Raw genomic sequence first — 23449 nt, 5'->3', positions numbered from 1 at the left:
ACGAGGTCCGGGCGGAGATGATCGGGGCGGTGGGGCAGACGGGCGGTCACCTGGGGTCTGGCCTTGGCGTGGTGGAGCTGACGGTGGCGCTGCACTATGTGTTCGACACGCCGCGCGACCGGCTGGTGTGGGACGTGGGGCATCAGGCCTATCCGCACAAGATCCTGACCGGCCGGCGCGAGCGGATGCACACGCTGCGCCAGGGCGGCGGCCTTTCGGGCTTCACCAAGCGGTCGGAGAGCGAATACGATCCGTTCGGCACGGCGCATTCGTCGACGTCGATTTCGGCGGCGCTGGGCTTTGCGGTGGCCAACAAGCTGTCGGGCGCGCCGGGCAAAGGCATCGCGGTGATCGGCGATGGCGCGATGTCGGCGGGCATGGCCTACGAGGCGATGAACAACGCGCAGGCCGCCGGCAACCGGCTGGTGGTGATCCTCAACGACAACGACATGTCGATCGCGCCGCCGGTGGGCGGGCTTTCGGCCTATCTCGCGCGGCTGGTGTCGTCGCGCCCGTTCCTGGAGCTGCGCGAGCTAGCCAAGCGGCTGTCGCGCAAGCTGCCGCGTCCGCTGCACGAGGCCGCGCGCAAGACCGACGAGTTCGCGCGCGGCATGGCGATGGGCGGCACGCTGTTCGAGGAGCTGGGGTTCTACTACGTCGGCCCGATCGACGGGCACAACCTGGACCAGCTGATCCCGGTGCTGGAGAACGTGCGCGATGCGGCCGAGGGGCCGTGCCTGGTGCATGTGGTGACGCAGAAGGGCAAGGGCTATGCCCCGGCCGAGGCGGCGGCGGACAAGTACCACGGGGTGCAGAAGTTCAACGTCGTCACCGGCGAACAGGCCAAGGCCCCGCCGGGACCGCCGAGCTATACCGGCGTGTTCGCGCAGGCCCTGCTGGCCGAGGCGCGGCGCGATCCCGCGATCTGCGCGATCACCGCGGCGATGCCTTCGGGCACGGGGCTCGACAAGTTCCAGCAGGCGTTCCCCGAACGCAGCTTCGACGTCGGCATCGCCGAACAGCACGCGGTGACCTTCGCGGCGGGGCTTGCCGCGCAGGGGATGCGGCCGTTCTGCGCGATCTATTCGACGTTCCTGCAGCGCGCCTATGACCAGGTGGTGCACGACGTGGCGATCCAGAACCTGCCGGTGCGCTTCGCGATCGACCGCGCCGGGCTGGTGGGTGCCGATGGCGCGACGCACGCGGGCAGCTTCGACGTGACCTACCTTGCCACGCTGCCCAACATGGTGGTGATGGCGGCGGCGGACGAGGCGGAACTGGTGCACATGACGCACACCGCCGCGCTGCATGACACGGGTCCGATCGCGTTCCGCTATCCGCGCGGGAACGGCACCGGCGTGGCGCTGCCCGAGGTTCCGGAGAGGCTGGAGATCGGCAAGGGCCGGATCGTGCGCGGCAGCGAGAAGGGGGGCAAGGTTGCCCTGCTCTCGCTGGGCACGCGCCTGGCCGAGGCGCTGAAGGCGGCCGACCAGCTCGAAGCCAAGGGCCTCGCCACCACGGTCGCCGACCTGCGCTTCGCCAAGCCGCTGGACGAGGGCCTGATCCGGCGCCTGATGGCGAGCCACGAGGTGGTGGTGACGATCGAGGAAGGCGCGATCGGCGGGTTCGGCGCGCACGTCCTGACCATGGCCAGCGACCAGGGCCTGACGGATGGCAATGGCGAATACCGGGGCCTGAAGATCCGCACCATGCGCCTGCCCGACGTGTTCCAGGACCAGGACAACCCCGACAAACAGTACGACGAAGCCGGCCTCAACGCCCCCCAAATCGTCGATACCGTCCTCAACGCCCTGCGACACAACTCCACAGGCGTCGAGCACGATACGCTCGAGGCGAGAGCCTGAGTAAACGGGTGCCGCTGCCCTTCCCCTTCACGCGCGCGGCCGTACTGGCGGCAAGCATCGCCGTGCTGGCAATTCCCGTCACAGCGGGATCGCAGCAGGCGGAAGGCGTGCTGACGATCGATGTCGGCAACGTGCGCGTCGCGCGTGGCACCGTGCATATCGACATCTGCCCGCAGGCGCAGTTCCTCAAGGACAACTGCCCCTGGGCGGCCGACGCCGCCGCGCAAGTGGGCGTGACCCGGCTGGTGGTGCGGCACCTGCCGCCGGGCCGCTATGCCGCGCAGGCCTTTCTTGACGAGAACAACAACAAGGAAGTCGATCGCGCGCTGTTCGGCATCCCTAAGGAAGGCGTCGGTTTCTCCAACGACGCCAAGATCGGCTTCGGTCCGCCGAAGTTCGCCGACGCGGTGTTCACCTTCAACGGCCCGTCGCAAGCGATCCGTTTCAATCTCCGCTATTTCCTCGGTGCCAAAGGCCCGCCTGCAAGACGCTGACCATGCGCCCTACCCCCACCTCCCTCGTTACGGCGAGCGTTCGCCGGCCCTGGCTCACGCTTGCGATCGGCCTCGTGCTCACGCTGGGCGCGCTGTTCGTCAACGCCCAGCGCATGGCGATGACCACCGACACCGCGGAGCTCATCTCGTCATCGGTGGAGTGGCGCCAGCAGGAACAGCGCATGGAAGCGGCGTTCCCGCAATTGCGCGACGCCATGCTGATCATCGTCGATGGCGACACGCCCGAGCGCGCCGAAGGCGCCACGGTGCAACTGGCGGCGAAGCTGGCGGAAGACAGCGCCCATTTCCGCCGCGTCACCCGGCCCGACGGCGGCGATTTCTTCGCCCGCGAAGGCCTGCTCTACGGCTCGACTGACGAAATCCGCAGCGCCACCCGGGCGATGGTCGATGCCCAGCCCCTGCTTGGCCCGCTGGCCGCCGATCCCAGCCTGCGCGGCGTTTCCGGCGCCCTTTCGACCATGCTCGATGGCGTCGAAGCCGGCGAAACCTCGCTCCCTCGCGTTAGCAAGCCGTTCAAGGCGCTGGCCAGCGCGATCAACGGATCGCTCGACGGCAAGAAGCCCGGCTTTTCGTGGCAGAAGCTCTTTGCGGAGGATGGCAGCGCGGTCGCGCCCCCCACGCGCCGCCTGATCCTGGTGCAACCGGTGCTCGACCATTCCGCGCTGATGCCCGGCGAAGCGGCGAGCGCGGCGGTGCAGTCTGCCGCCAAGGCGCTCTCGCTCGACGCGACGCATGGCGTTTCGGTCAAGCTTACCGGCGAAGTGCCGCTGGCGGACGAGGAGTTCGCCACGCTGCAGGAGAACATCGGGCTGGTCGCGATCGTCATGCTGGGGGCGATGCTGCTGACGCTGTGGCTGGCCACGCGCTCGGTCAAGCTGGTCGGCGCGATCATGATCACGATCGTCGCCGGGCTTATCGTCACCACGGCGGTCGGCCTGTTGGCGATCGGGCGGTTCAACCTGATCTCGGTGGCCTTCATCCCGCTGTTTGTCGGGCTGGGCGTCGATTTCGGCATCCAGATCTGCGTGCGCTACAACGCGGAACGCGCCGAAGGCGCCGAACCGGCCGCCGCGCTGCGCCAGGCCGCCGCCGCACTCGCCGCCCCGCTAACGCTCGCGGCTGGCGCGATCTTCCTGGGCTTTGGCGCCTTCCTGCCCACCGCCTATGTCGGCATCGCCGAACTCGGCGTGATTGCTGGCCTTGGCATGGTGGTGGCGCTGCTGTTCAGCCTGACGCTGCTGCCGGCTCTGGTCCTGCTGCTGAAGCCCGGCAGCCCGCGCGGCGACGTAGGCTTTGCGCAGCTTGCCCCGGCCGATCGCTTCCTCGAACGCCGGCGCGGTGCGGTGCTGTGGGCGTTCGCGCTCGCCATGGCCGCGAGCATCGCGACGCTGCCGTGGGTGGCGTTCGACTTCAACCCGCTGCACCTGCGCGATCCCGAAGCCCCCGCCATGCGCGCACTGGGCGACCTGACGCGCGATCCGGACCGGACGCCCAACACCATCGACGTGCTGGCGCGCAACGCAGACGAAGCACGCCAGCTTACGCAGAAGCTGGCCAAGCTGCCCGAAGTGGCCCGCGTGATCTCGGTCGACAGCTTCGTACCGGAGGATCAGGCACCCAAGCTGGCGCTGGTGCAGGATGCCTCGACGCTGCTCGACCTCACGCTCAACCCCTTCGACATCACCCCACCTCCGGGCGATGCCGAGATGCAGGCGGCCGTCTCGGCCACCGCGCAACACTTGCAGACCGTGGCCGCCAAACATCCCGGCGCCGAGGGAGCGGACGCCCGCGCACTGGCCACGGCGTTCGATCGGCTGGCCAAGGCCACGCCGGCGCAGCGCGAACAAGTCAACGCCATGCTGTCGCAACCGCTCGGCGTGATGCTCGACCAGATGCGCCTGGCCTTGCAGGCGGCTCCCGTCGACCGGGCCAGCCTTCCCGCAGAGATCACGCGCGACTGGATCGCACCCGATGGCCGCGTGCGCCTGCAGGTATTTCCCAGCGGCAATGCCAACGACAACCGCGTGATCCACCGCTTTCGCGATGCGGTGGCAGCGGTGACGCCGGCAATCTCGGGCCTGCCAGTGGCAACGCAGGCCGCCGCCTCGACTGTGGCGGGCGCGTTCGTGCAGGCCGGCGTGATCGCGTTCCTGCTGGTCAGCGTGCTGCTGTTCCTCGTGCTGCGTGACGCAAAGGAAGTGGCCTTCACGCTGGCGCCCGTGGTGCTGTCGATCTTCCTGACGCTGGGCAGCTGCGTGGTGATCGGCCAGCCGATCAACTTCGCCAACATCATCGCCTTCCCGTTGCTGTTCGGCGTGGGCGTGGCGTTCCACATCTATTTCGTGATGGCCTGGCGCGATGGCGCGACCGGGCTGCTGCAATCGAGCCTGGCTCGCGCCGTGCTGTTCAGCGCCTTCGCCACCGGCACCGCGTTCGGCAGCCTGTGGCTGTCGCACCACCCCGGCACGGCGAGCATGGGCAAGATCCTGATGATCTCGCTGATCTGGACGCTGATCTGCGCGCTGGTGTTCGAACCGGCGCTGCTCGGCCCGCCGCGGGCAAAAACGAAACGCGGTTAGGGTTGCGGGGCCGGCGCCGGCGGCTGCGGCGCGGGCGTCCCTTCCGGATCGTCCAACGGATCGCGCAACTCGGGCGCGTCGGACTGGGGCGCCGGCGGTTCGGGCTGCGTGCCGGTCAGTTCCGGATCGTTCAGCGGATCGGTCAGTTCCGGCGCGGCCTGCTGGGGAGCGGTTGCGGCATGCCCCTTAGCTTCCTCGACCTCGGCCGCGCGATTCTGGAGATAGACCGAACGCAGGGTGGCATAGGGATCGACCGCGCCATCGAACAGCGCGCGCAAATCCGCGTCCGATTCGGCGCGCAGGTCCAGCCCGCCAATGCCGCCGGTGATCAGCTGGTATTCCATCGAATTGAACGGCTTGCCCGCGACCAGCGGCAGGAGCGCATCGTCGGCCGAATTGCCCAACAGGTCGCGCAGCGTGGTGGGGCCGATGAACGGCAGGAAGATGTATGGCCCCGGCCCCACGCCATAGAACGCCAGCGTCGTGCCGAATCCGTTGGGGCGATGCGGCAGCTTGAAGTCCTTGGTCTTGGCCACATCGAACAGCCCGCCAACGCCGAATGTCGAATTGACCACGAACCGGCCGAGCGTTTCAGCCGCCTTGCCCGGTTTGCCCTGAAGCAGGAAGTTCACGAAGATGAAGGGTTCGGTAAGATTGCTGAGCGCGTTGCGCAGGCCCGAACGCAATGGCCGGGGCACCACCTGCTTGTAGCCCATCGCCGCGGGGCGGAAGACGGCGTGATCGATCCCCTGGTGGATGCCGAACATCGTCCGGTTGAAGCCTTCGAGCGGATCGCCCTTGGCGTGATGGTGGCGTTCTTCAGCGGGTTGCGTCGCCGGGACCGTCGCATCCTGCCGCTGTGCGGGAGACGCGGACACCGGGTCGGCCGCGCCCGATACCACCGGGCCGGCAATCGCCTGCTGCGGCACCGGCATCGCCGGCTCGGCCGTAACCGGCGCGAATGCCAGCGCCGCGGGAACAAGCAATGGCGAGATCAACTATTTATCACCTCTGGCAGCGATCGCATCCATGTGCGCGACCAGCGAACGCGCGCCCCCGCGTTGCAGGATGGAGGCAAAATCGGAACGTCGCGTCGCGATCTGGCTGATTGCGTTGCGATAGAAAACATCGACGATCCTCCAGCTACCGCCATTCTGCCGCAGCCGGTAGCTGATCGCGACCGGCGCCTGCTTCGGCACATTCAGCGTCGTCCGCACCAGCTTGTCGGTGCCTCGCACCTGAACATTGGGATCGATGGTGAAGCTTTCCCCGGACCAGCTATCGAAATTGCGGGCATATTGGGCCACGGTCATGCGCCGGAACGCCGCCGTCAGCGCCTGCTGGTCGGCCGGCGCGATGGTGGTCCAGGCCGGGCCGACCGAAAGGCGGGTCATCAGCGGAAGGTCGAAGGTCCGGTCCACGACCGGGCCGATTGCCGCCGATCGTGACGAAATGGTGCCGCCGGCGCGCATGATTCTGATCAGTCCGTCGTTAAGCTGCTGCACGGTGGCGCGCGCCGGATCGACGGACTGGGCCGAAGCCATGGCCGGCAACAAAGGCGCGATAACCAGCGCAGCAAGGATCGGACGATGCATTTTGAACTCCTGATATTCCGGTTCGCTTATCGCGTCAGCGCGGCAGCCGTCTACCGCGAACGCACAAAGGCGGTACCTTTCTGCGCAAGAACGCTCTATGAACGGTTCGGGACCACTTTCGCCAGCTGCACCTAAGCATTATCATGTTAGCAGCCGCACAATTAATAAGGCTTTTCCGGATAATCGAATGCCAGGTCCCGTCCATTCGCTGAATATCATTCTCGCCAATCCCCGCGGCTTCTGCGCCGGGGTAACGCGCGCCATCGACATCGTGGAGAAAAGCCTCGAACGCTTCGGCGCGCCCGTCTACGTGCGGCACGAAATCGTTCACAACAAGCACGTGGTGGAACAGCTCAAGGCCAAGGGCGCGGTCTTTGTCGACGAACTGTCGGATATTCCGGCGGGCGCGATGACGATTTTCAGCGCCCACGGCGTCGCCCGCACGGTGGAGGAAGAGGCAAAGATCCGGCAGTTGCCCGTGATCGATGCCACCTGCCCGCTGGTGACCAAGGTCCATAGTCAGGGGCGGCGCTATGCGCGGGCCGGGCGGACGCTGGTGCTGATCGGCCATGCCGGGCACGCCGAAGTGATCGGCACGATCGGGCAGATCGATTCGCCAGTCCATCTCGTGTCGACCGCAGACGACGTCACCGCGCTGCCGATCGCCCAGGATCAGCCGGTCGCCTATATCACCCAGACGACGCTCAGCGTGGACGATACGCGCACCGTCATCGCTGCGCTGCACCAGCGTTTCAGCGATGTCGCCGGTCCGGATGTGGACGACATCTGCTATGCCACGCAGAACCGGCAGACCGCCGTGCGGAAACTGGCCGCGCTCAGCGACGTGCTGATCGTGGTCGGCGCGCGCAACAGCTCCAATTCCTCGCGTTTGCGGGAGATCGGTGCCGAACTGGGCGTGCGGAGCTACCTTGTCGACAACGGCGACGATATCGATCCGGCATGGCTGGAAGGTGTCGGCACCGTTGGCGTCACCGCCGGCGCTTCGGCCCCGGATGTACTCGTGGACAGCGTGATCACCGCCCTTGGCCGGTTGCGCCCCGTCACCGTCTCGCAACTCGATGGCGTAAGGGAAGACATTGAGTTCAGTCTGCCTTCTGCGCTACGACGTCCCGCGCCCGCGATCCCCAGGGCCGCTGAATAGGAATATTGATGAGCCTTCCGCTCTCCCAGGTCGCCCGTATCGGCGCCTATACGCTTCGCCAGCACATCAAGGGTGGCAAATACCCCCTGGTTCTCATGCTGGAACCGCTGTTCCGCTGCAATCTCGCCTGCCCGGGCTGCGGCAAGATCGATTACCCTGACGCCATCCTCAACCAGCGGCTCAGCTTCGAGCAGTGCATGGAAGCGATCGAGGAATGCGGCGCGCCGGCGGTGTCGATCGCCGGGGGCGAACCCCTGTTGCATCGCGACATGCCGCGCATCGTCGAAGGCTATATCGCGCGCAAGAAGTTCGTGATTCTCTGCACCAACGCGCTGCTGCTCAAGAAGAAGATCGACGACTACAAGCCCTCGCCCTTTTTCACCTGGTCGATCCACCTCGATGGCGACAAGCAGATGCACGACCACGCGGTCGATCTGCCCGGCACCTACGAGGTCGCGCTGGAAGCGATCGAACTGGCCAAGTCCAGGGGCTTCCGCGTCCAGGTCAACTGCACCGTGTTCGATGGCGCCGATCCGGATCGTCTGGCCGCCTTCTTCGACGAGATGAAGAGCCGCGACGTGGAGATCACGGTTTCGCCGGGCTACGCCTATGAACGCGCGGCCAACCAGGAGCACTTCCTCAACCGCGAACGCACCAAGCAGTTCTTCCGCGACGTGTTCAGCCGGGGCAACAAGGGCAAGAACTGGGCCTTCACCAATTCGCCGCTGTTCCTCGATTTCCTGGCCGGCAACCAGACTTACGAATGCACGCCGTGGTCGATGCCGCTGCGCACCGTGTTCGGCTGGCAGAAGCCCTGCTATCTGCTGGGCGAAGGCTATGTCGAGAGCTTCCGCGAACTGATGGAAGGCACCGACTGGGAAAAGTACGGCGTCGGCAAGTACGAGAAGTGCTCGAACTGCATGACCCATTGCGGCTTCGAAGGCACCGCCGCCACCGACGCGATCCGCCATCCGCTGAAGATGATGCAGGTCGCGCGCAAGGGCGTGAAGACCGATGGGCCGATGGCTCCTGAAGTCGATCTCTCGCAGGCGCGCCCGGCCGACGACGTCTATTCAAGCCACGTCGAGCGCGAACTCGCCAAGATCAAGGCCGAAAATCCCGCTGCGGCCAAGCGCGTGGTGAACGCGGCCTAGCGTCCGGAACGCCAGCCCGGCGTGGCGGCCCGTGCGGATCAGCGCGGGCAGTTGCGCCGGGTTCCGGGCCAGCGAGGCCAGCACCGCGCCCAGCGCCACGCTCCCATCGGGCTTCATGCCGATCTGCGCCGCCGGCGGCAGCGCTTCATCGGCGCTATCGGAAATGACCCGCACCGCCGCGAACGGCAGGCCACGCCGCACCGCCACGCGCGCGGCGACATGGCTTTCCATATCGACGGCCAGCGCGCCGGTTTCGGCCCGCAAGGCCCGTTTGCCCGCCACCGTCGGCGTCATGACGTCACGCCCGGCCACCGCGCCCACGACCGCTTCCGGCAGGATCGCGCGCAGCTTTTCGACTGCCGCCGAATCGCCGTCGAGCACGACGTCCCCAACCTTCAAAGCTGGATCGAGCGCTCCGGCAATGCCGCTGGAGAGGATCACGGCGGGGAACATCTCCGCCATATCGTCCAGCTCGGCTTCGAGGCGGGCGCTATCCCCGCCGCCGGCAACGATGTGAAACGCCCCGCTGCGCCGGATCAGGTCCGCTTCGCGCTTCAGGCCACAGGCGACGATCCAGTTCACCGCAGCTCGGTCACATGCCGAACGCCACCTGCCGCGTGTTCGACCGCTTGAGGTTGCGATAGCGCGCCACGGCCCACAGCGGGAAATACTTCGGGTATCCGTGATAGCGCAGGTAGAACACGCGCGGGAAACCCCCGCCGGTGTAGTATTCCTGCCCCCACAGGCCATCAGCCTCCTGGTTTGCGACAAGCCAGTCCACGCCGCGTTCAACGGCTTCCGAATCGGCCTCGCCCGCCGCCATCAGGCCCAGCAGCGCCCAGGCGGTCTGCGAAGCGGTGGACGGCGCGGGAACATGGCCCTTGCGATCGAGCGCATAGCTGTCGCAATCCTCGCCCCAGCCGCCGTCCGGATTCTGGATCGCCTTGAGCCAGCCGACCGCCCGCGCCACCGCCGGGTCGTCCGCCGGCAGTCCCGCCGCGTTGAGCGCGCACAGCACCGACCACGTGCCGTAGATATAGTTGACGCCCCAGCGGCCGAACCAGCTGCCCTCCGGCTCCTGCTCCTTGCGCAGATAGGCGATCGCGGCAGCCATGCGCGGGCTGTCCAGCCGCTCGCCCAGTTGGGCCAGCATCGAGACGCAGCGCGCCGAAACGTCGGCCGTGGGCGGATCGAGCAAGGCGCCATGGTCCGCGAAGGGCAGGTTGTTGAGGTAATCGTAGTCGTTGTCCGCGTCGAACGCGCCCCAGCCGCCGTTCCTCGATTGCAGGCCGACGGTCCATTCCACGCCGCGATCGATCGGCATCCGGTCCGCCACCTGCGCGCGGTCCATCGCCATCACCACCACGGCCGTATCGTCGAGGTCGGGATAGTGCGCGTTGTTGTACTGGAACGCCCACCCGCCAGGCCGCACGCCGGGGCGCTCCTCCGCCCAGTCGCCTTCCACGTCGAGCACCTGACGCGGCTTGAGCCAGTCGAGCGCCGCTTCCGCGCGCGCCACGTTGTCTGCCCCGCCCGCTTCCAGCATTGCATGCGCGGCCAGCGCGGTATCCCACACCGGGGAAACGCAGGGCTGGCAATAGGCTTCGTCCTCATGGATCACGAGCAGGTTCTCGACCGACTGGCGGGCGATGGCCCGCGCCGGGTGATCCTCGGGATAGCCCAGCACGTCGTACATCATCACGCTGTTGGCCATGGCGGGGTAGATCGCGCCCAGCCCGTCCTCGCCGTTGAGCCGCTCGGTCACCCACGCTGCGCACGTATCGATCGCGCGCTGGTGCAGCGTTCTGGGCCAACGCCCCTCGGCCACCTTCAATACCTTGTCGAGCGCGTTGAAGCTCTTGGTCCACACCCACTTGGGGTCCGCCGCCTGCGTCTTCCGGTCGATCGGCCGGCGCGTGTAGAGTTCGTCCACCTTGATGCCCTTGGCGTTGCGCGCCACCGGCTTCTTCGCGCACAGCACCAGCAGGGGCACGACCACCGTGCGCGCCCAGTACGACATCTTGGACAGATGGATCGGGAACCAGCGCGGCAGCAGGATCAGTTCGGGCGGCATCGTCGGCACGACCGACCACGGCCCGGCATCGAACAGGGCAAGCTGGATGCGCGTGAAGACGTTGACCGCCTCCGCCCCGCCGGCCTTATGCACAGCCTCGCGCGCCCGCACCATGTGCGGCGCGGCGGGATCATCGCCGATCATCTTGAGCGCGTAATAGGCCTTCACCGTGGCGCTGACGTCGAACGCGCCCTTGTGAAACAGCCCCCAGCCGTGATGCTCGTCAGACTGCGTGCGCCGCAGATAGCGGCCGATCTTCGCTTCCAGCTCCTCCGCGACCGGCTCGCCAAGGTAGTGCCGGAGCAGGACGTATTCGGCCGGAATCGTGCAATCGGCTTCCAGCTCGAACACCCAGTGGCCATCGGCGCGCTGCGCACCGGAGAGCGCCGAGGCGGCACGGTCCACCGCCGCGTCAACGGCCGCGAGCGGATCGGTCATTGTCGAAAGCGTTGCCATGGACGTCCTCTTAACGTTGCGCGGCAGCAACCGCCAGCCGCGCGGCGGTCTCGCCGGATCGCAGAGCGCCCTCGATCGTCGCGGGCAGGCCGGTCTGCGTCCAGTCACCGGCCAGGAACAGGTTGGTCCAGCGGGTCCGCGCCGGAGGACGCTTGGCGTCCTGCGCGGGCGTGGCGGAAAAGGTCGCGCGCTTTTCCTTGACGATCTGCCATTTCGGCAAGGGCGCGGCAAAGCCATAGGCGCGCTGGATTTCGTCCCAGAAGCGCCGGGCCAACTCCTCGCGATCCTTATCGACGATGGCGTCGGCGGCCGAAACGGTCACCGAAATGCGATCGGGAAAGGCGAACAGCCACTGCGCCGTCGCGCCCAGCAGGCCCAGCATCGGCGGCGCGCCCGGCGGCGGCGACAAGGCGAAATGCGCGTTGACGATCGCGTGGAAAGCGTCGGGCGTGTCGATCCCGGGCAGCAACGTGCGCGCCACCCAGGGCGGCACGGCGAGCACCACGGTTTCATCCTTGCCGACCGATTCCGGCCCGTTGCCCCAGTCGAGCGCGACGACACGGTCACCTTCCGTCACGATGGTTCGCAACCGGCGCCCCAGCGCAACCGGCGCGCCGCGCTCTGCAAGCCACACCGTCGCCGGATCGATGAACGCCGCCGCCAGGGTCGGTTCTGCGATGCGCGGCAGGCTGGCCTTGCCCCCGCGCGCCAGCGATTCGCGCACGACGCCGGCGGTCAGCCGCGCCGATCCGATCGCGGGATCGGTGTTGAGCACCGCCAGCAGCACCGGTTCGAGCAGGCGCTCCCACAAGGCGCCGCTGACCGGCACGCGCTCACCCACCGTCTGCTCCGCCTTGCCCGAAAGCAGGCGGGCAAGCGCGAGATAATCGGACGGCCCCGTCCCCGGCACGCGCCGGTTCTTCGCCAGCACCCACCACGGCATCGCACCATCGTTGATGCGGATCGTCCAGCGCTCGCCCGTGGCAAGGTCCGCGAAGGCGAAATCCGCCTGCGCCGGCCCGGCCAGCGGCTCACGCGCACCGACCGTCGCCCGAAACCGCGCGACCGCGGTGTTGCCGGCAAGGACAAGGTGGTTGCCGTTGTCGATCGTCAGCCCCAGCTGCGGATCGTGATAGGACCGGCAGCGCCCGCCGGCCTGCGCCGCCGAATCCGCGATGCGCACGGCAAAGCCGGCTTCCGCCAGCCGCACGGCGGCGGACAGGCCCGCCAGCCCGGCCCCGGCGACGATCGCCTTGCGCGCGCTCATCCCGTCACCAGCAGGCGCAGCACGGTCCAGACGACCGCCAGCTTGTTCGTCCGCACGCGCCGGCGCGGCGGTGCCCAGCCCACGCGCTCCATCCGCCGCAGCACGCCCGCATAGGCGTGTTCCATCAGGCGCGGCGCGATCAGGTGCCCTTTCGGCCTGGTCGCCAGCAGGGCCGCCGCCTCGCGGTAATGCCGGTGCGCCCGCGCCGCCACGCGCCGCGCGGCCACATCCATGCGCGGATCGGCGGCGACCTGCAGCGGCGTTTCGGGCACGATCCCCGCTTCAGCCAACGCTTCTGCGGGAATATAGACGCGGCCGATCGCCGCATCCTCGTCGATATCGCGCAGGATGTTGGTCAGTTGCAGCGCCCGGCCAAGGTGGTGCGCCAGCGCCACGCCTGGTTCGCGCTCCATGCCGAAGATATGGACCGAGAGCCGCCCCACCGCCGACGCCACCCGGTCACAATAAAGATCAAGCTCGGCTTCCGTCGGCCAGCGGACATCGTGGTCGACATCGGTCGCCATGCCGTCGATCACCGCCTCGAAGTCCGCCCGCTCCAGCGCAAAGCGCCGCACCGGTTCGGCCAGGAACGCCGCCTGCCCGGCATCGCCGCCGGCATAGAGCGCGTCGAGATCGCGCCGCCACCGGTCGAGCTGCATCCTGCGCGCCGCCCGGTCACCCTGCTGGTCGTCGGCGATGTCGTCCACGATCCGGCAGAAGTCATAGACCGCGTACATCGCCTCGCGCTCGGCCTTGGGCAGCACGCGCATCCCCGCGTAGAACGAACTGCGCGCGGCTGCCGGTGCTGCGGGCACGGTATTGACGGCGCTATCGCTCATGCCGCCCGCCGGAACAGCGTGGGGATCGCCGCGCCCAGCGCCAGGAACAGCGCTTCGGCCTTGCCGTGGTGGACCCGCTCGCTCAGCGGATCGCGCTGTTCGAGACGATCACAAAGATCGCGGGCAAGCCTATGAATGACGGCCACTTCTGCCGCCAGCCGGCGATCACGAATCATTGCGGAAAAGCCCGCCGCCTGATCGAGCAGCCCGCGCGTGCGCCGCGCTAGCCCGGCGATGATCGCGCGCAGTTCCGCACTGGCCCGGTCTGCCGCCAGATCCTCGACTCTCAGACCGGTGTCGAGCGGGATATAGACCCGGTCGATCGTGCGGTAATCCTTCCCGCAGTCCTGCAGGTGGTTGACGATCTGCAAGGCCGCGCACAGCGCATCGTTGGCCGCCCATGTCGCCCGGCTTTCGCCATGCACGTCCAGCACGAAGCGCCCGACGGGCATCGCCGAATAGCGGCAATAGCCGATCAGATCGTCCCAGTCGGCATAGCGGTTGACCGTCACGTCGCGTTCGAAGGCGTTGAGCAGATCGTGCGCGTTGACCGGGTCGATCGACCGCTCCGCCATCACCGCGCGCAGCGCCATGGCTTCGGGCGCACCCTCCCCGTCCAGCCCGGCGCGTAGCCGCGCCAGCCGCGCCAGCTTCTCGTCGGCGCTCGCCGTCGGATGATCGGCCACGTCGTCCGCCGCGCGCGCGAAGCGGTAATACGCCATCACCGGCGGGCGGTATTCCGGTTTGATGAGCAGGCTGGCGACGGGAAAGTTCTCGTCGCGATGCCCCTTGCCCGAAGCGAGGCCGGTGTTGTCCATCACGTTCCCGTAGCGGCCTGAGCGCGCCCTTTCCACATTCCACCACGCCCCCGGCCATGCTGCCAGGCCGAAAGCACCGTGCATGCCGCGTAAAACGCCGCGATCGCGGGCAAGGCAAGCCCCCACAGCGGGCTGCGCCGGTAGAAGCGGAGCATCGGCTGGAACGACAGCGCCATCAATCCCCAGGCCGCCAGACCCAGTCCGCGCGGCAGGCCATGCGCCAACAGCGCCAAGGCTGGCGGCACGCCATAGACCAGCGCCAGCCCGGCAATGGTGCCCGCCAGCAGCACCGGCGAATAGTGCAGTTGCGCGTAGGCGGAGCGCGAGATCATCGCCGCGATCGGCTCGAACCCGTCATAGGGGCGAATGCTGCGCGAGCGATCAGTCAGCCCCAGCCAGACCGGCCCCTGCTTCTTGAGCAGCGCGCCCAGCGTGCAATCGTCGATCAGCGCGCCCCGGATCGCGGCGATGCCGCCCGCGGCCTCCAGCGCCTCGCGCCGCACCAGCATGCAGCCGCCCGCCGCCGCGCCCTGCCCGGTCGGCCGGTTCACGCGGCCAAAGGGATAGAGCATCTGGAAGAAGAACACGAAGGCCGGCACCAGCATCCGTTCGGCCAGCCCCTCGCACCGCAGCTTGGCCATCAGCGTGACCAGCGCCAGCCGCCCTGCTTCCCCCCGCGTCACCAGCATCCGCAGCGTATCGGGCGCGTGTTCGATATCGGCGTCGGTCAGCCAGAGATAGGTCGGAGAAGCCCCGGCGCGTGCCACGCCCTGCGATACGGCCCAGAGCTTGCCGGTCCAGCCTTTGGCCAGCGGCGCGCCGGTCAGCACTTCCAGTCGGTCGGAACCCAGCGCGCGGGCGATATCGCCGGTGCCGTCGCTGCTCGAATCGTCGACCAGGATCACGCGGAAACGCCCCGGATAGTCCTGCGCCACCAGACTGCCGATCGACCGGGCGATCACGTCCGCCTCGTCCCGCGCGGGCACCACGGCGACGACATCGGGCCACACCGCCGGTTCCGCCGGCATCCCCAGCGTATCGCGTTCGCGCGTGAGCCAGAAGCCATGGTGCGCGAAGATCAGGCCCAGCCAGATCGCCAGCGACAGGCCGCCCAGGATCAGCGCCGTCATCGGATCATGCCCGCCTGCCGGAACCATGCGATCGCGTCGCCGATCGCGCCCTGCCATGGCCGCGCGCGATAGCCAAGTTCGGCCTCCGCCTTCGCCGACGAGAAGAACATCCGGTAGCGCGACATGCGCAGCGAATCGAGCGTCAGGAACGGGTCGGAACGCCCGGTCAGCCGGCACAACGCCTCGTTCGCCCAGGCCAGCGGATAGAGCGGCCCGCGCGGCAGGCGGACTTTCGGAGCCTTGCGGCCCACCTGCCGGGCGATCTCCGCCAGCATGTCGCCCAGCATCACGTCCTCGCCGCCCAGGATATAGCGTTCCCCGATCCGCCCCCTGGCCAGCGCCAGAAGATGCCCCGCCGCCACGTCATCGACATGGACCAGGTTCAGCCCGGAATCGACGAACGCCGGCATTTTGCCGTTGGCGGCCTCCACGATCACGCGGCCGGTGGGCGTGGGCTTGACGTCGCGCGGGCCGATCGGCGTCGATGGCTGGACGATCACGGCGGGCAGCCCTTCCTCGGTCACCATGCGTTCGACCAGCCGTTCGGCCACGACCTTGCTGCGCTTGTAGGCGCCCACGGCTTCGTCGGGCGCGGCGGCGTGGCGTTCGTCCACCGGGCCATCATGCGACGGCTTCAGCGTGGCGACGCTGCTGGTATAGACGATCCGGCCGACCCCCGCCGCCTGCGCCGCGCGCATCACGGTGCCGGTGCTGTTGAGGTTGTTGCGGACGATTTCCTCGGGATCGGGCGCCCAAAGGCGGTAATCGGCGGCGACATGAAACAGCGTGCCCGCGCCGGTCAGCGCGCGCGCCATGCTGGCTGCGTCCCGCGCATCGCCTTCCACCAGTTCGCCCGGAAAATCCGCGAGGTTGGCGCGGGGGCTGGTGGCGCGGACGAGGCCCCGCACCTGCCAGCCCTCCGCCGCGAGCGCGCGCGCCACGGCCGAGCCGACAAATCCCGAGACGCCGGTTACCAGAACCAGACCGCGTGAATCGCTCATGGCTTCGCCCACCATGGCATCGTCCGTATCTCGCTCGCTGCCAGCATGGCCCCTCCATATGGCGGCAAGCCGTAGAGGCAAGCCCCCGGCGCGCGCTTTCCGTATATTTCGTCGCTAGGGGCAGGATCGGGCTTTCGCCGGGGTCGCCAGCGCCGGGCCGAACGGCTAGGGAGCCCGCTTATGCCCGGAGTCGCGCTCCTCCTTTCGGCCACTGGCTGGGTGCTGCTGGCGCTCGCCACGATCGGCACGGCCTACATGGCCTTCGCGACGCGGGTGCTGGCGCGTTTTCTGGTCCAGCGCTCGCCCGCCTCGCCCCGCGCCACGCCGGTCACGCTGCTGAAGCCGCTCTACGGCGCCGAACCGAAGCTGGCCGAAAACCTCGCCACCTTCCTGGAACAGGATCACGAGGGACCGGTGCAGGTGCTGTTCGGGGTGCAAAGGGCCGACGATCCCGCCATCGCAGCCGTCCGCGCCCTGCAACGGCGCTATCCCACCGCCCGTATCGATCTGGTGATCGACGGAACGCCGCACGGCTCTAACGGCAAGGTCGGCAACATGATCAACATGATGCGGCAGGCCGCGCACGACGTCCTGATCCTGAGCGACAGCGACATGGCGGTGGCGCGCGACTATATCGCGCAGGTACTGGCCGCACTCGATCAACCGGGCACCGGCGCGGTCACCTGCCTCTATCGCGGGCGCGGCGATGCCGGATTCTGGTCGCGCCTTGCCTCGGCGGGGCCAAGTTATCAGTTCCTGGTCGGTCTGGTCTTCGCCAAGACGCGCGGGCTGGCCGATCCCTGCATGGGCTCCACCATCGCGTTCCGGCGCGAGACGCTCGACGCGATCGGCGGGTTCACGGCTTTTGCCGATGTGCTGGCCGACGATCACGCCATCGGGCAGGCGGTGCGGGCGCGCGGGCTTGCCATCGCCGTCCCGCCGCTGCTGCTGGTCCACGCTTCCACCGAAACCGCATTCGCGCAGCTGTGGAAGCACGAACTGCGCTGGGCCGCCACGGTGCGCGGGGTATCGCCGGCGGGCTATGCCGGATCGTTCATCGGCATTCCGTTGCCCATGGCGCTGGCCGGAATGGCCTTTCACCCCAATTACGGGCTTGCCATCACGCTGGCTGCGCTGGCAGTGCGGGTGGCGACGGTCCGGGTGGTCGATCGTCACGCCGGCGAGCCGACCGCTCCGCTGTGGACGCTACCGTTGCGCGACGGCATCAGCTTCGCCGTGTTCGTCGCCAGCTTCTTCGTCCGCTCGGTTGATTGGCGCGGAACAGAACTTACAATGCTCGACAACGGGCGCGTCGCAGCGCCCTCGGAGATGACTTGACCATGATGCGTACCCTCTTCCTCCAGGCCCCCTCTTTCGATGGTTATGACGGGGGCGCGGGCGCGCGCTACCAGATGAAGCGCGAGGTCAAGAGCTTCTGGTATCCCACCTGGCTGGCCCAGCCGGCGGCGATGGTCGAAGGATCGAAGCTGATCGACGCCCCGGCGCACGACCAGTCCTGGGAAGACATCGCGCACGAATTCGACGAACGCGATCTGGTCATCCTCCACACCTCCACGCCCAGCTTCAACCAGGACATCCGCACCGCCGCGCTGATCAAGCAGCGCAATCCCAAGATCGTGATCGGCTTCGTCGGCGCCAAGGTCGCGGTCGAGCCGGACAAGAGCCTGGCCGCCAGCGCCGACATCGATTTCGTCGCGCGCGAGGAATACGATTTCACGATCGTGGAGATCGCGCAGGGCAAGCCGCTTGCCGAAGTCGATGGCATCACCTGGCGCGGGCCGGACGGTGCGTTCATCCGCAACAAGGACCGCGAGATGATCGAGGACATGGACGTGCTGCCCATGGTCTCCCCGATCTACCGGCGTGATCTGGACCTGACCAAGTATTACGGCGGCTACCAGCGCCACCCCTATGTCAGCTTCTACACCGGGCGCGGGTGCAAGAGCCGCTGCACCTTCTGCCTGTGGCCGCAGACGATCAGCGGCCACCGCTATCGCCACCGCACCGTGCCCAAGGTGATCGAGGAGGTGAAATACATCCTCAGGGAAATGCCCGAGGTGAAGGAGATCTTCTTCGACGACGATACCCTGGCCGACGCGCACGATTTCGTGGTCGAGCTGTCGGGCGAGCTGGCCAAGCTCGGCTTTGGCCAGAAGGGCTTCGACATCACCTGGGGCTGCAACGCCAAGGCGAACGTGCCCCAGCCGGTGCTGAAGGCGATGAAGGAAGGCGGATGCCGCGTACTGCTGGTCGGCTATGAAAGCGGCAACCAGAAGATCCTGCACAACATCAAGAAGGGCCTGCGCACCGACGTGGCGCGGCAATTCACCAAGGACGCCCACGCCCTTGGCCTGACCATCCACGGCACCTTCATCCTCGGCCTGCCGGGCGAGACGCTGGAGACGATCGAGGAGACGATCCGCTACGCGATCGAGCTGAACCCCCACACCATCCAGGTCAGCCTGGCGGCGCCCTATCCCGGCACGTTCCTCTACAAGCAGGCGACCGAGAACGGCTGGTTCGACGGCAGCGATCACCTGCTGACCGACGGCGGCAACCAGATCGCGCAGCTCAGCTATCCGCACCTTCCGGCAAGCGTGATCTTCGACAAGGTGGAGGAGTTCTACAAGCGCTTCTACTTCCGCCCGCGCAAGATCGGCGCAATCATGGGCGAAATGATCCGCGATTGGGACATGATGAAGCGCCGTCTGCGCGAAGGCGTGGAGTTCTTCGACTTCCTGCGCCGGCGCAAGGAAGCCGCCTGACCCTCGGCGCGGACCACCCACGTTGAAAAGGCTGGTGATTACCGCGGATGACTTCGGCGCTTCTGCCGAAGTCAACGATGCGGTCGAGCAGGCGCATCGCGAAGGCGTGCTCAGCGCCGCCAGCCTGATGGTGGGCGGCGCGGCAGCGCAGGACGCGGTGGCGCGCGCCCGACGGTTGCCGGCGCTGGGCGTCGGCCTGCATGTCGTGCTGGTCGATGGCCGGCCGGTGCTGCCGCCGGAACGGGTGCCCGCGCTGGTCGATGCAGACGGTTGCTTCCGTACCGACATGGTGCGCGCGGGGATCACCATCTTCGCGTCAACCGCCGCGCGGCAGCAACTGGCCGCCGAAGTGGATGCCCAGTTCGCCGCCTTCGCGCAAACCGGCCTGCCGCTCGACCACGTCAACGCTCACAAGCACTTCCACCTGCATCCGACGATCGCCGGGACCATCCTGAACGTCGGCCGGCGCTATGGCATCAAGGCGATCCGCGCGCCGATCGAACCGCGCGCCGTCCTGACCGCGATCGATGGTACGCGCGCCGGGCCGGGCATCGAACGGTTATGGGCCAGGCTCGTCCGCCGGCGGATGCGCGCGGCCGGCCTGGCCGTGCCGGATCAGGTCTTCGGCCTCGCGTGGTCGGGCGCGCTGACCGCCGACCGTCTGCGCGGGCTGCTCGATCATCTGCCCGACGGTTTGACCGAGATCTATGCGCATCCGGCGACTGGCCCCTATCAGGGTGCCGCGCCGGGCTATCTCTATGCCGAGGAACTCGCCGCGTTGACGGATGCGCTTGCCAAGCAGGCCGTTGCACGCAATGGCGTGAGCCTTGGACGGTTTGCCGATTTCAAGTGAGGACCACCCCATGACGACTCTCGTCCGCACCTGGGGCGAATACGATGAGGCCGCCCCTCTCCCCAAAGGCCGCGTGAAGCTGGGCAGCAAGGATCATCTCATGCTGATGAGCCGCACGCTGCTCGATACGCACGATCCCTATCGCCCCGCGGTGATCGACTGGCCCAAGCTCGATGACGAAACGCGCGACAAGATCGTTTCGCTGCCCATCTGGGACATCGCCGTGGCCACCGAGGGCCGCGCGGGCATGAACGTGAAGACCTACGCCGAATACATCGACGATCCGCTGCTCAAGGCGGCGGTGGAGATGGACGGGTTCGAGGAAGCGCGCCACAAGGTGGTGCTGGCGGACATGGTGCGCGCCTACGGCATCGAACTGGCGCCGGAGCCGGAATACCTGCGCCCGAAGGACCCGGAATTCGCGTTCATGCGCACCGGCTATTCGGAATGCATCGACAGCTTCTTCGGCTTCGGCCTGTTCAAGATCGCCCGGGATTCGGGCTTCTTCCCGCCCGAACTGGTCGACACGTTCGAGCCGGTGATGCGCGAAGAAGGCCGTCATATCCTGTTCTTCGTGAACTGGGTGGCATGGTGGCGGCGCAACATGCCGTGGTGGCGGAGGCCGTGGTTCGAGATCAAGGTTATCGCCGTCTGGATCGCCCTGATCCTCGAACGGATCGATACCGCCAAGGGCATGGGCAAGGACAATACCAAGGCGCAGGAGAACAACTTCACGCTGAACGGGTCCAAGGAACTGGGCGTGGAGATCACCTTCCCGGAACTGGCGCGCATCTGCCTGGCGGAGAACGACCGCCGGCTGGCCCCCTATGACGAACGCCTGATCCGCCCGCGCTTCGTGCCGGCAATGATCCGGCTGGCGCTGCGCTTCATCAAGGCACCCGCCCCGACGGGAGAGTCAGCCTGAAATCCTGGAGCCGCCTGGGCGTTCTGCTGGCGACGGTAGCGGGGCTGGGCGTCGCGGTCTGGACGATCGGCAGCGCCGGCTTGTCCGACGTGATCGGCACCGCCGCGCGGATGGGAGCCGGCGGCTTCGCGCTCTATTGCGCGTGGACGCTGGGCGTTTTCGTTTTACTGGGCGCGGCCTGGCTCGCCGCCGCGCCGGGCGAACCGCTGCGCAGCCTGTTCCTGTTCACTTGGGCGCGGCTGGTGCGCGAGGCGGTGTCCGATCTGCTGCCCTTCTCGCAGCTTGGCGGGATCTTCGTGAGCACCCGCATGCTCACCCAGACATCGATTCCCACGACGCGCGTCTATGGATCGATGGTGGTCGACATGACCACCGAGATGGCCAGCCAGCTGGTCTATACCCTGTTCGGGCTGGCGATGATGGCCTCGCTGCTGATCGGCGATGGCGCGGCGGTGCGGCTGCGCCCGCTGATTCTGGGCGGCACCGGCGTCATGATCGTGGTGATCCTGCTGTTCTTCACCATGCAGCGCGCCGCGCTGGACCTTGCCGGCCGCATGGCCGCGCGCTTCCTGCCGGGATCGACCGCCCTCGCCGATGTTCGCGCCGAACTGTCGCGCATCTATGCCCGCCGCGCCCATGTCGCGCTGGCGTTCGTGTTCAATCTCGCGGCGTGGGTCGCCAGCGGCATGGGCGCTTGGCTGGTGCTGCATCTGATGGGCGTGCGCATCGCGGTGTGGGAGGTGCTTTCGCTCGAAAGCCTGATCTTCACGCTACGCAGCGTAGCCTTCGTCGTTCCCGGCGCCATCGGCGTGCAGGAGGCGGGCTATGCGCTGGCCGCGCCGCTGTTCGGCCTGCCCCCGGAAACGGCGCTGGCGCTATCGCTGGCCAAGCGCGCGCGCGAACTGGCGATGGGCCTGGTCACGCTGCTGGGATGGCAGCTCGGCGAAGTGCGCGGTCTGGCCCGGAGCGCCTGAAGCCCTGACCGGAAACGCGTGCATCCCCGCACCGGTTTGTGACAACGCAGTGAGCCACTTGCGCCGCCCTCGCGGCCTGACCTATGCCCGAACCGGTCGCATCCGCGCGGCCGGGATTCGGATGCCATCTCTCTTTCGGAATACGCCATTCGATGAAGGGTTCCGCTCCGCCTTGGCCCGGTCTTGCGCCCAGCATGATTCCGGCCATCATCATTGCCCTGTGCGCGTCCGGCGCGATGCTGCTCGCCGGGGCGGGCTTCTGGCTGACGCTGGCCGTGCTGGTGGTGTGGCTCGCCAGCCTGTGGCTCGCCCGGCCCGAACCCGTGGTCGAAGCGCTTCCCCCTGACGACGGCAGCGTTTCGCGCCAGGCGATGATCGAGTTGATCGAGCCGTTCGGTGTGCCCGTGATGATGCTCGACGGGCAGCGCATCGCCGCCGCCAACGCCGCCGCGCGCGAAGCGCTGGGTCCGCATGTCGTGGGCCAGGACGCGCGCGTGGCGCTGCGCCATCCCGAAGCGATCACCCTGCTCGATCAGCCGGAAGGTCGCGCGCTGGTGCGCGGGCTGACCGGATCGCGCAGCATCTGGCAGGTTTCGCGCGTGGCGATCGACGAGCGCTATTCGCTGATCGAGCTGGTCAACCGCACCGCCGAAGCGGACATCAGCCGCGCGCATACCGATTTCGTGGCCAACGCCAGCCATGAACTGCGCACGCCGCTGGCCTCGATCATCGGCTATATCGAGACGCTGGCCGATCCCGACGCCAAGGTGGACGAAGCCACCGCCGCGCGCTTCCACAATACCGTGCTGCGCGAGGCGAAGCGGCTGCAAACGCTGGTCGAAGACCTGATGTCGCTTTCGCGGATCGAGGCCGAAAAGCACGAACCGCCCAAGGAACGCATCGATCTGGGCCAACTCGCCGCCAGCATCGGGGGCGAAGTGGGTTTCACGGTGGGTGAAAGCCGGATCGCGGTGGAAAGCGCCGAAGCGGTCGTGATCGGCGATCGCCAGCAGCTGGACCAGTTGATCCGCAACCTGATCGATAACGCGCTGAAATACGGTGACCCCAAAGCGCCGGTGCGTATCGGCGTCCACACGCAGGGGCACGAGGCGGTACTGACCGTGACCGACCGGGGCGAAGGCATCCACCCCGATCACATTCCCTATCTGACGCGGCGCTTCTATCGCACCGATCCCAGCCGCAGTCGCGCCGCCGGGGGAACGGGGCTTGGCCTCGCCATCGTTAAGCACATCGTCGAACGCCACCGCGGACGGCTGGATATCACCAGCAAGCTGGGCGAAGGCACGACGGTAACCGTGCGTTTCTCGATCGCGCCCGACCTTGAAGCGACGGAGGCGGCAGCCTAACGCAGCCACGGCGGATAGTCGTCACATAACTGTCACAAAACCGCCGCAAGGGGGACGTGGCCGGAAAGCCGGGTGTTTCGCCCCAGGAG

At 67.6% G+C, this 23449-nt stretch carries 20 protein-coding genes; 11 read left to right on the top strand and 9 right to left on the bottom strand.

Annotation, left to right across the window (positions count from 1 at the left end):
- The 3 genes from dxs to NMD1_RS13170 form a co-directional block, all read left to right on the top strand.
- A partial coding sequence (dxs, locus tag NMD1_RS13180; protein ID WP_125955092.1) for a 1-deoxy-D-xylulose-5-phosphate synthase occupies positions 1-1865 on the top strand: 1865 nt, incomplete at its 5' end.
- A gap of 8 nt (positions 1866-1873) precedes the next feature.
- Positions 1874-2359 carry a DUF2141 domain-containing protein gene (locus NMD1_RS13175; protein ID WP_233497624.1) on the top strand — a complete coding sequence of 162 codons (486 nt, stop codon included), beginning with the start codon at positions 1874-1876 and terminating at the stop codon, positions 2357-2359.
- A gap of 2 nt (positions 2360-2361) precedes the next feature.
- Positions 2362-4959 (top strand): MMPL family transporter, encoded by a 2598-nt coding sequence (locus NMD1_RS13170; protein WP_125955091.1) that lies wholly within the window; start codon positions 2362-2364, stop codon positions 4957-4959.
- Here the strand turns inward: NMD1_RS13170 and NMD1_RS13165 are convergent.
- Together NMD1_RS13165 and NMD1_RS13160 are read right to left on the bottom strand one after the other, a co-directional pair.
- On the bottom strand, positions 4956-5957 hold the full coding sequence (locus NMD1_RS13165; protein ID WP_233497622.1) for a VacJ family lipoprotein: 1002 nt from the start codon (positions 5955-5957) through the stop codon (positions 4956-4958). The two genes, NMD1_RS13170 and NMD1_RS13165, sit on opposite strands and share 4 nt — an antisense overlap.
- Complete coding sequence (locus NMD1_RS13160; RefSeq protein WP_124807889.1) at positions 5958-6554, bottom strand: ABC transporter substrate-binding protein; 597 nt, start codon at positions 6552-6554, stop codon at positions 5958-5960. It lies immediately after the preceding gene.
- 187 nt (positions 6555-6741) lie between these two features.
- On the opposite strand from NMD1_RS13160, the gene ispH reads away from it, so the two are divergent.
- Both ispH and hpnH read left to right on the top strand, forming a co-directional pair.
- The gene (gene ispH / locus NMD1_RS13155; protein WP_125955090.1) at positions 6742-7716 is read left to right on the top strand and encodes a 4-hydroxy-3-methylbut-2-enyl diphosphate reductase; all 975 of its coding nucleotides are present in this window, start codon (positions 6742-6744) and stop codon (positions 7714-7716) included.
- Positions 7717-7724: 8 nt separating this feature from the next.
- Entirely contained in the window at positions 7725-8870 is a 1146-nt protein-coding gene (hpnH, locus tag NMD1_RS13150; RefSeq protein WP_125955089.1) for an adenosyl-hopene transferase HpnH, read from the top strand.
- Here the strand turns inward: hpnH and NMD1_RS13145 are convergent.
- The 7 genes from NMD1_RS13145 to hpnA are packed head-to-tail and all read right to left on the bottom strand — an operon-like array spanning position 8790 to position 16455.
- A complete protein-coding gene (locus tag NMD1_RS13145; protein WP_125955088.1) occupies positions 8790-9452 on the bottom strand; it encodes a phosphorylase in 663 nt (220 codons plus the stop codon). The two genes, hpnH and NMD1_RS13145, sit on opposite strands and share 81 nt — an antisense overlap.
- A 10-nt stretch (positions 9453-9462) precedes the next feature.
- Entirely contained in the window at positions 9463-11400 is a 1938-nt protein-coding gene (gene shc / locus NMD1_RS13140) for a squalene--hopene cyclase (RefSeq protein ID WP_233497619.1), read from the bottom strand.
- Positions 11401-11410: 10 nt separating this feature from the next.
- Positions 11411-12667, bottom strand: a complete 1257-nt coding sequence (gene hpnE, locus NMD1_RS13135) for a hydroxysqualene dehydroxylase HpnE (RefSeq protein WP_124807893.1) — start codon at positions 12665-12667, stop codon at positions 11411-11413.
- A complete protein-coding gene (gene hpnD, locus NMD1_RS13130; RefSeq protein ID WP_125955087.1) occupies positions 12664-13506 on the bottom strand; it encodes a presqualene diphosphate synthase HpnD in 843 nt (280 codons plus the stop codon). Before hpnD ends, hpnE begins: the two co-directional genes overlap by 4 nt.
- A complete protein-coding gene (hpnC, locus tag NMD1_RS13125) occupies positions 13503-14324 on the bottom strand; it encodes a squalene synthase HpnC (RefSeq protein ID WP_125955086.1) in 822 nt (273 codons plus the stop codon). Before hpnC ends, hpnD begins: the two co-directional genes overlap by 4 nt.
- Entirely contained in the window at positions 14324-15454 is a 1131-nt protein-coding gene (locus NMD1_RS13120; protein ID WP_125955085.1) for a glycosyltransferase, read from the bottom strand. Before NMD1_RS13120 ends, hpnC begins: the two co-directional genes overlap by 1 nt.
- Positions 15451-16455, bottom strand: coding sequence for a hopanoid-associated sugar epimerase (gene hpnA / locus NMD1_RS13115; protein WP_125955084.1), 1005 nt, complete (start codon positions 16453-16455; stop codon positions 15451-15453). Before hpnA ends, NMD1_RS13120 begins: the two co-directional genes overlap by 4 nt.
- A 180-nt stretch (positions 16456-16635) precedes the next feature.
- On the opposite strand from hpnA, the gene hpnI reads away from it, so the two are divergent.
- The 6 genes from hpnI (at position 16636) to NMD1_RS13085 (ending at position 23360) form a co-directional block, all read left to right on the top strand.
- Positions 16636-17793, top strand: coding sequence for a bacteriohopanetetrol glucosamine biosynthesis glycosyltransferase HpnI (gene hpnI / locus NMD1_RS13110; protein ID WP_125955083.1), 1158 nt, complete (start codon positions 16636-16638; stop codon positions 17791-17793).
- 2 nt (positions 17794-17795) lie between these two features.
- On the top strand, positions 17796-19241 hold the full coding sequence (gene hpnJ / locus NMD1_RS13105; protein WP_125955082.1) for a hopanoid biosynthesis associated radical SAM protein HpnJ: 1446 nt from the start codon (positions 17796-17798) through the stop codon (positions 19239-19241).
- Between the two features lie 22 nt (positions 19242-19263).
- Positions 19264-20094, top strand: a complete 831-nt coding sequence (gene hpnK, locus NMD1_RS13100) for a hopanoid biosynthesis-associated protein HpnK (protein WP_125955081.1) — start codon at positions 19264-19266, stop codon at positions 20092-20094.
- A gap of 10 nt (positions 20095-20104) precedes the next feature.
- Positions 20105-21019 (top strand): ferritin-like domain-containing protein, encoded by a 915-nt coding sequence (locus NMD1_RS13095; RefSeq protein ID WP_125955080.1) that lies wholly within the window; start codon positions 20105-20107, stop codon positions 21017-21019.
- The gene (locus NMD1_RS13090; protein WP_255352103.1) at positions 21016-21993 is read left to right on the top strand and encodes a lysylphosphatidylglycerol synthase domain-containing protein; all 978 of its coding nucleotides are present in this window, start codon (positions 21016-21018) and stop codon (positions 21991-21993) included. The genes NMD1_RS13095 and NMD1_RS13090 overlap by 4 nt, the downstream gene beginning before the upstream one ends.
- Positions 21994-22187: 194 nt before the next feature.
- Complete coding sequence (locus NMD1_RS13085; protein ID WP_233497611.1) at positions 22188-23360, top strand: cell wall metabolism sensor histidine kinase WalK; 1173 nt, start codon at positions 22188-22190, stop codon at positions 23358-23360.
- Positions 23361-23449: the final 89 nt, after the last annotated feature.

Source organism: Novosphingobium sp. MD-1, assembly GCF_001014975.1.
In the GTDB taxonomy this organism is placed as follows: Bacteria; Pseudomonadota; Alphaproteobacteria; order Sphingomonadales; family Sphingomonadaceae; genus Novosphingobium.
Note: the sequence above shows the minus strand (reverse complement) of the source record. Positions and strands in the feature narration are given on the sequence as shown.

Excerpts from the sequence above, each read along its gene's own strand:
- NMD1_RS13170 (WP_125955091.1), top strand. The coding sequence starts at position 2,362 with ATGCGCCCTACCCCCACCTCCCTCGTTACGGCGAGCGTTCGCCGGCCC.
- hpnC (WP_125955086.1), bottom strand. The coding sequence starts at position 14,324 with ATGGACAACACCGGCCTCGCTTCGGGCAAGGGGCATCGCGACGAGAAC.
- ispH (WP_125955090.1), top strand. The coding sequence starts at position 6,742 with ATGCCAGGTCCCGTCCATTCGCTGAATATCATTCTCGCCAATCCCCGC.
- NMD1_RS13120 (WP_125955085.1), bottom strand. The coding sequence starts at position 15,454 with ATGACGGCGCTGATCCTGGGCGGCCTGTCGCTGGCGATCTGGCTGGGC.
- hpnH (WP_125955089.1), top strand. The coding sequence starts at position 7,725 with ATGAGCCTTCCGCTCTCCCAGGTCGCCCGTATCGGCGCCTATACGCTT.
- NMD1_RS13085 (WP_233497611.1), top strand. The coding sequence starts at position 22,188 with ATGATTCCGGCCATCATCATTGCCCTGTGCGCGTCCGGCGCGATGCTG.
- NMD1_RS13160 (WP_124807889.1), bottom strand. The coding sequence starts at position 6,554 with ATGCATCGTCCGATCCTTGCTGCGCTGGTTATCGCGCCTTTGTTGCCG.
- hpnJ (WP_125955082.1), top strand. The coding sequence starts at position 17,796 with ATGATGCGTACCCTCTTCCTCCAGGCCCCCTCTTTCGATGGTTATGAC.
- shc (WP_233497619.1), bottom strand. The coding sequence starts at position 11,400 with ATGGCAACGCTTTCGACAATGACCGATCCGCTCGCGGCCGTTGACGCG.
- hpnD (WP_125955087.1), bottom strand. The coding sequence starts at position 13,506 with ATGAGCGATAGCGCCGTCAATACCGTGCCCGCAGCACCGGCAGCCGCG.
- hpnA (WP_125955084.1), bottom strand. The coding sequence starts at position 16,455 with ATGAGCGATTCACGCGGTCTGGTTCTGGTAACCGGCGTCTCGGGATTT.
- NMD1_RS13095 (WP_125955080.1), top strand. The coding sequence starts at position 20,105 with ATGACGACTCTCGTCCGCACCTGGGGCGAATACGATGAGGCCGCCCCT.
- hpnI (WP_125955083.1), top strand. The coding sequence starts at position 16,636 with ATGCCCGGAGTCGCGCTCCTCCTTTCGGCCACTGGCTGGGTGCTGCTG.
- hpnE (WP_124807893.1), bottom strand. The coding sequence starts at position 12,667 with ATGAGCGCGCGCAAGGCGATCGTCGCCGGGGCCGGGCTGGCGGGCCTG.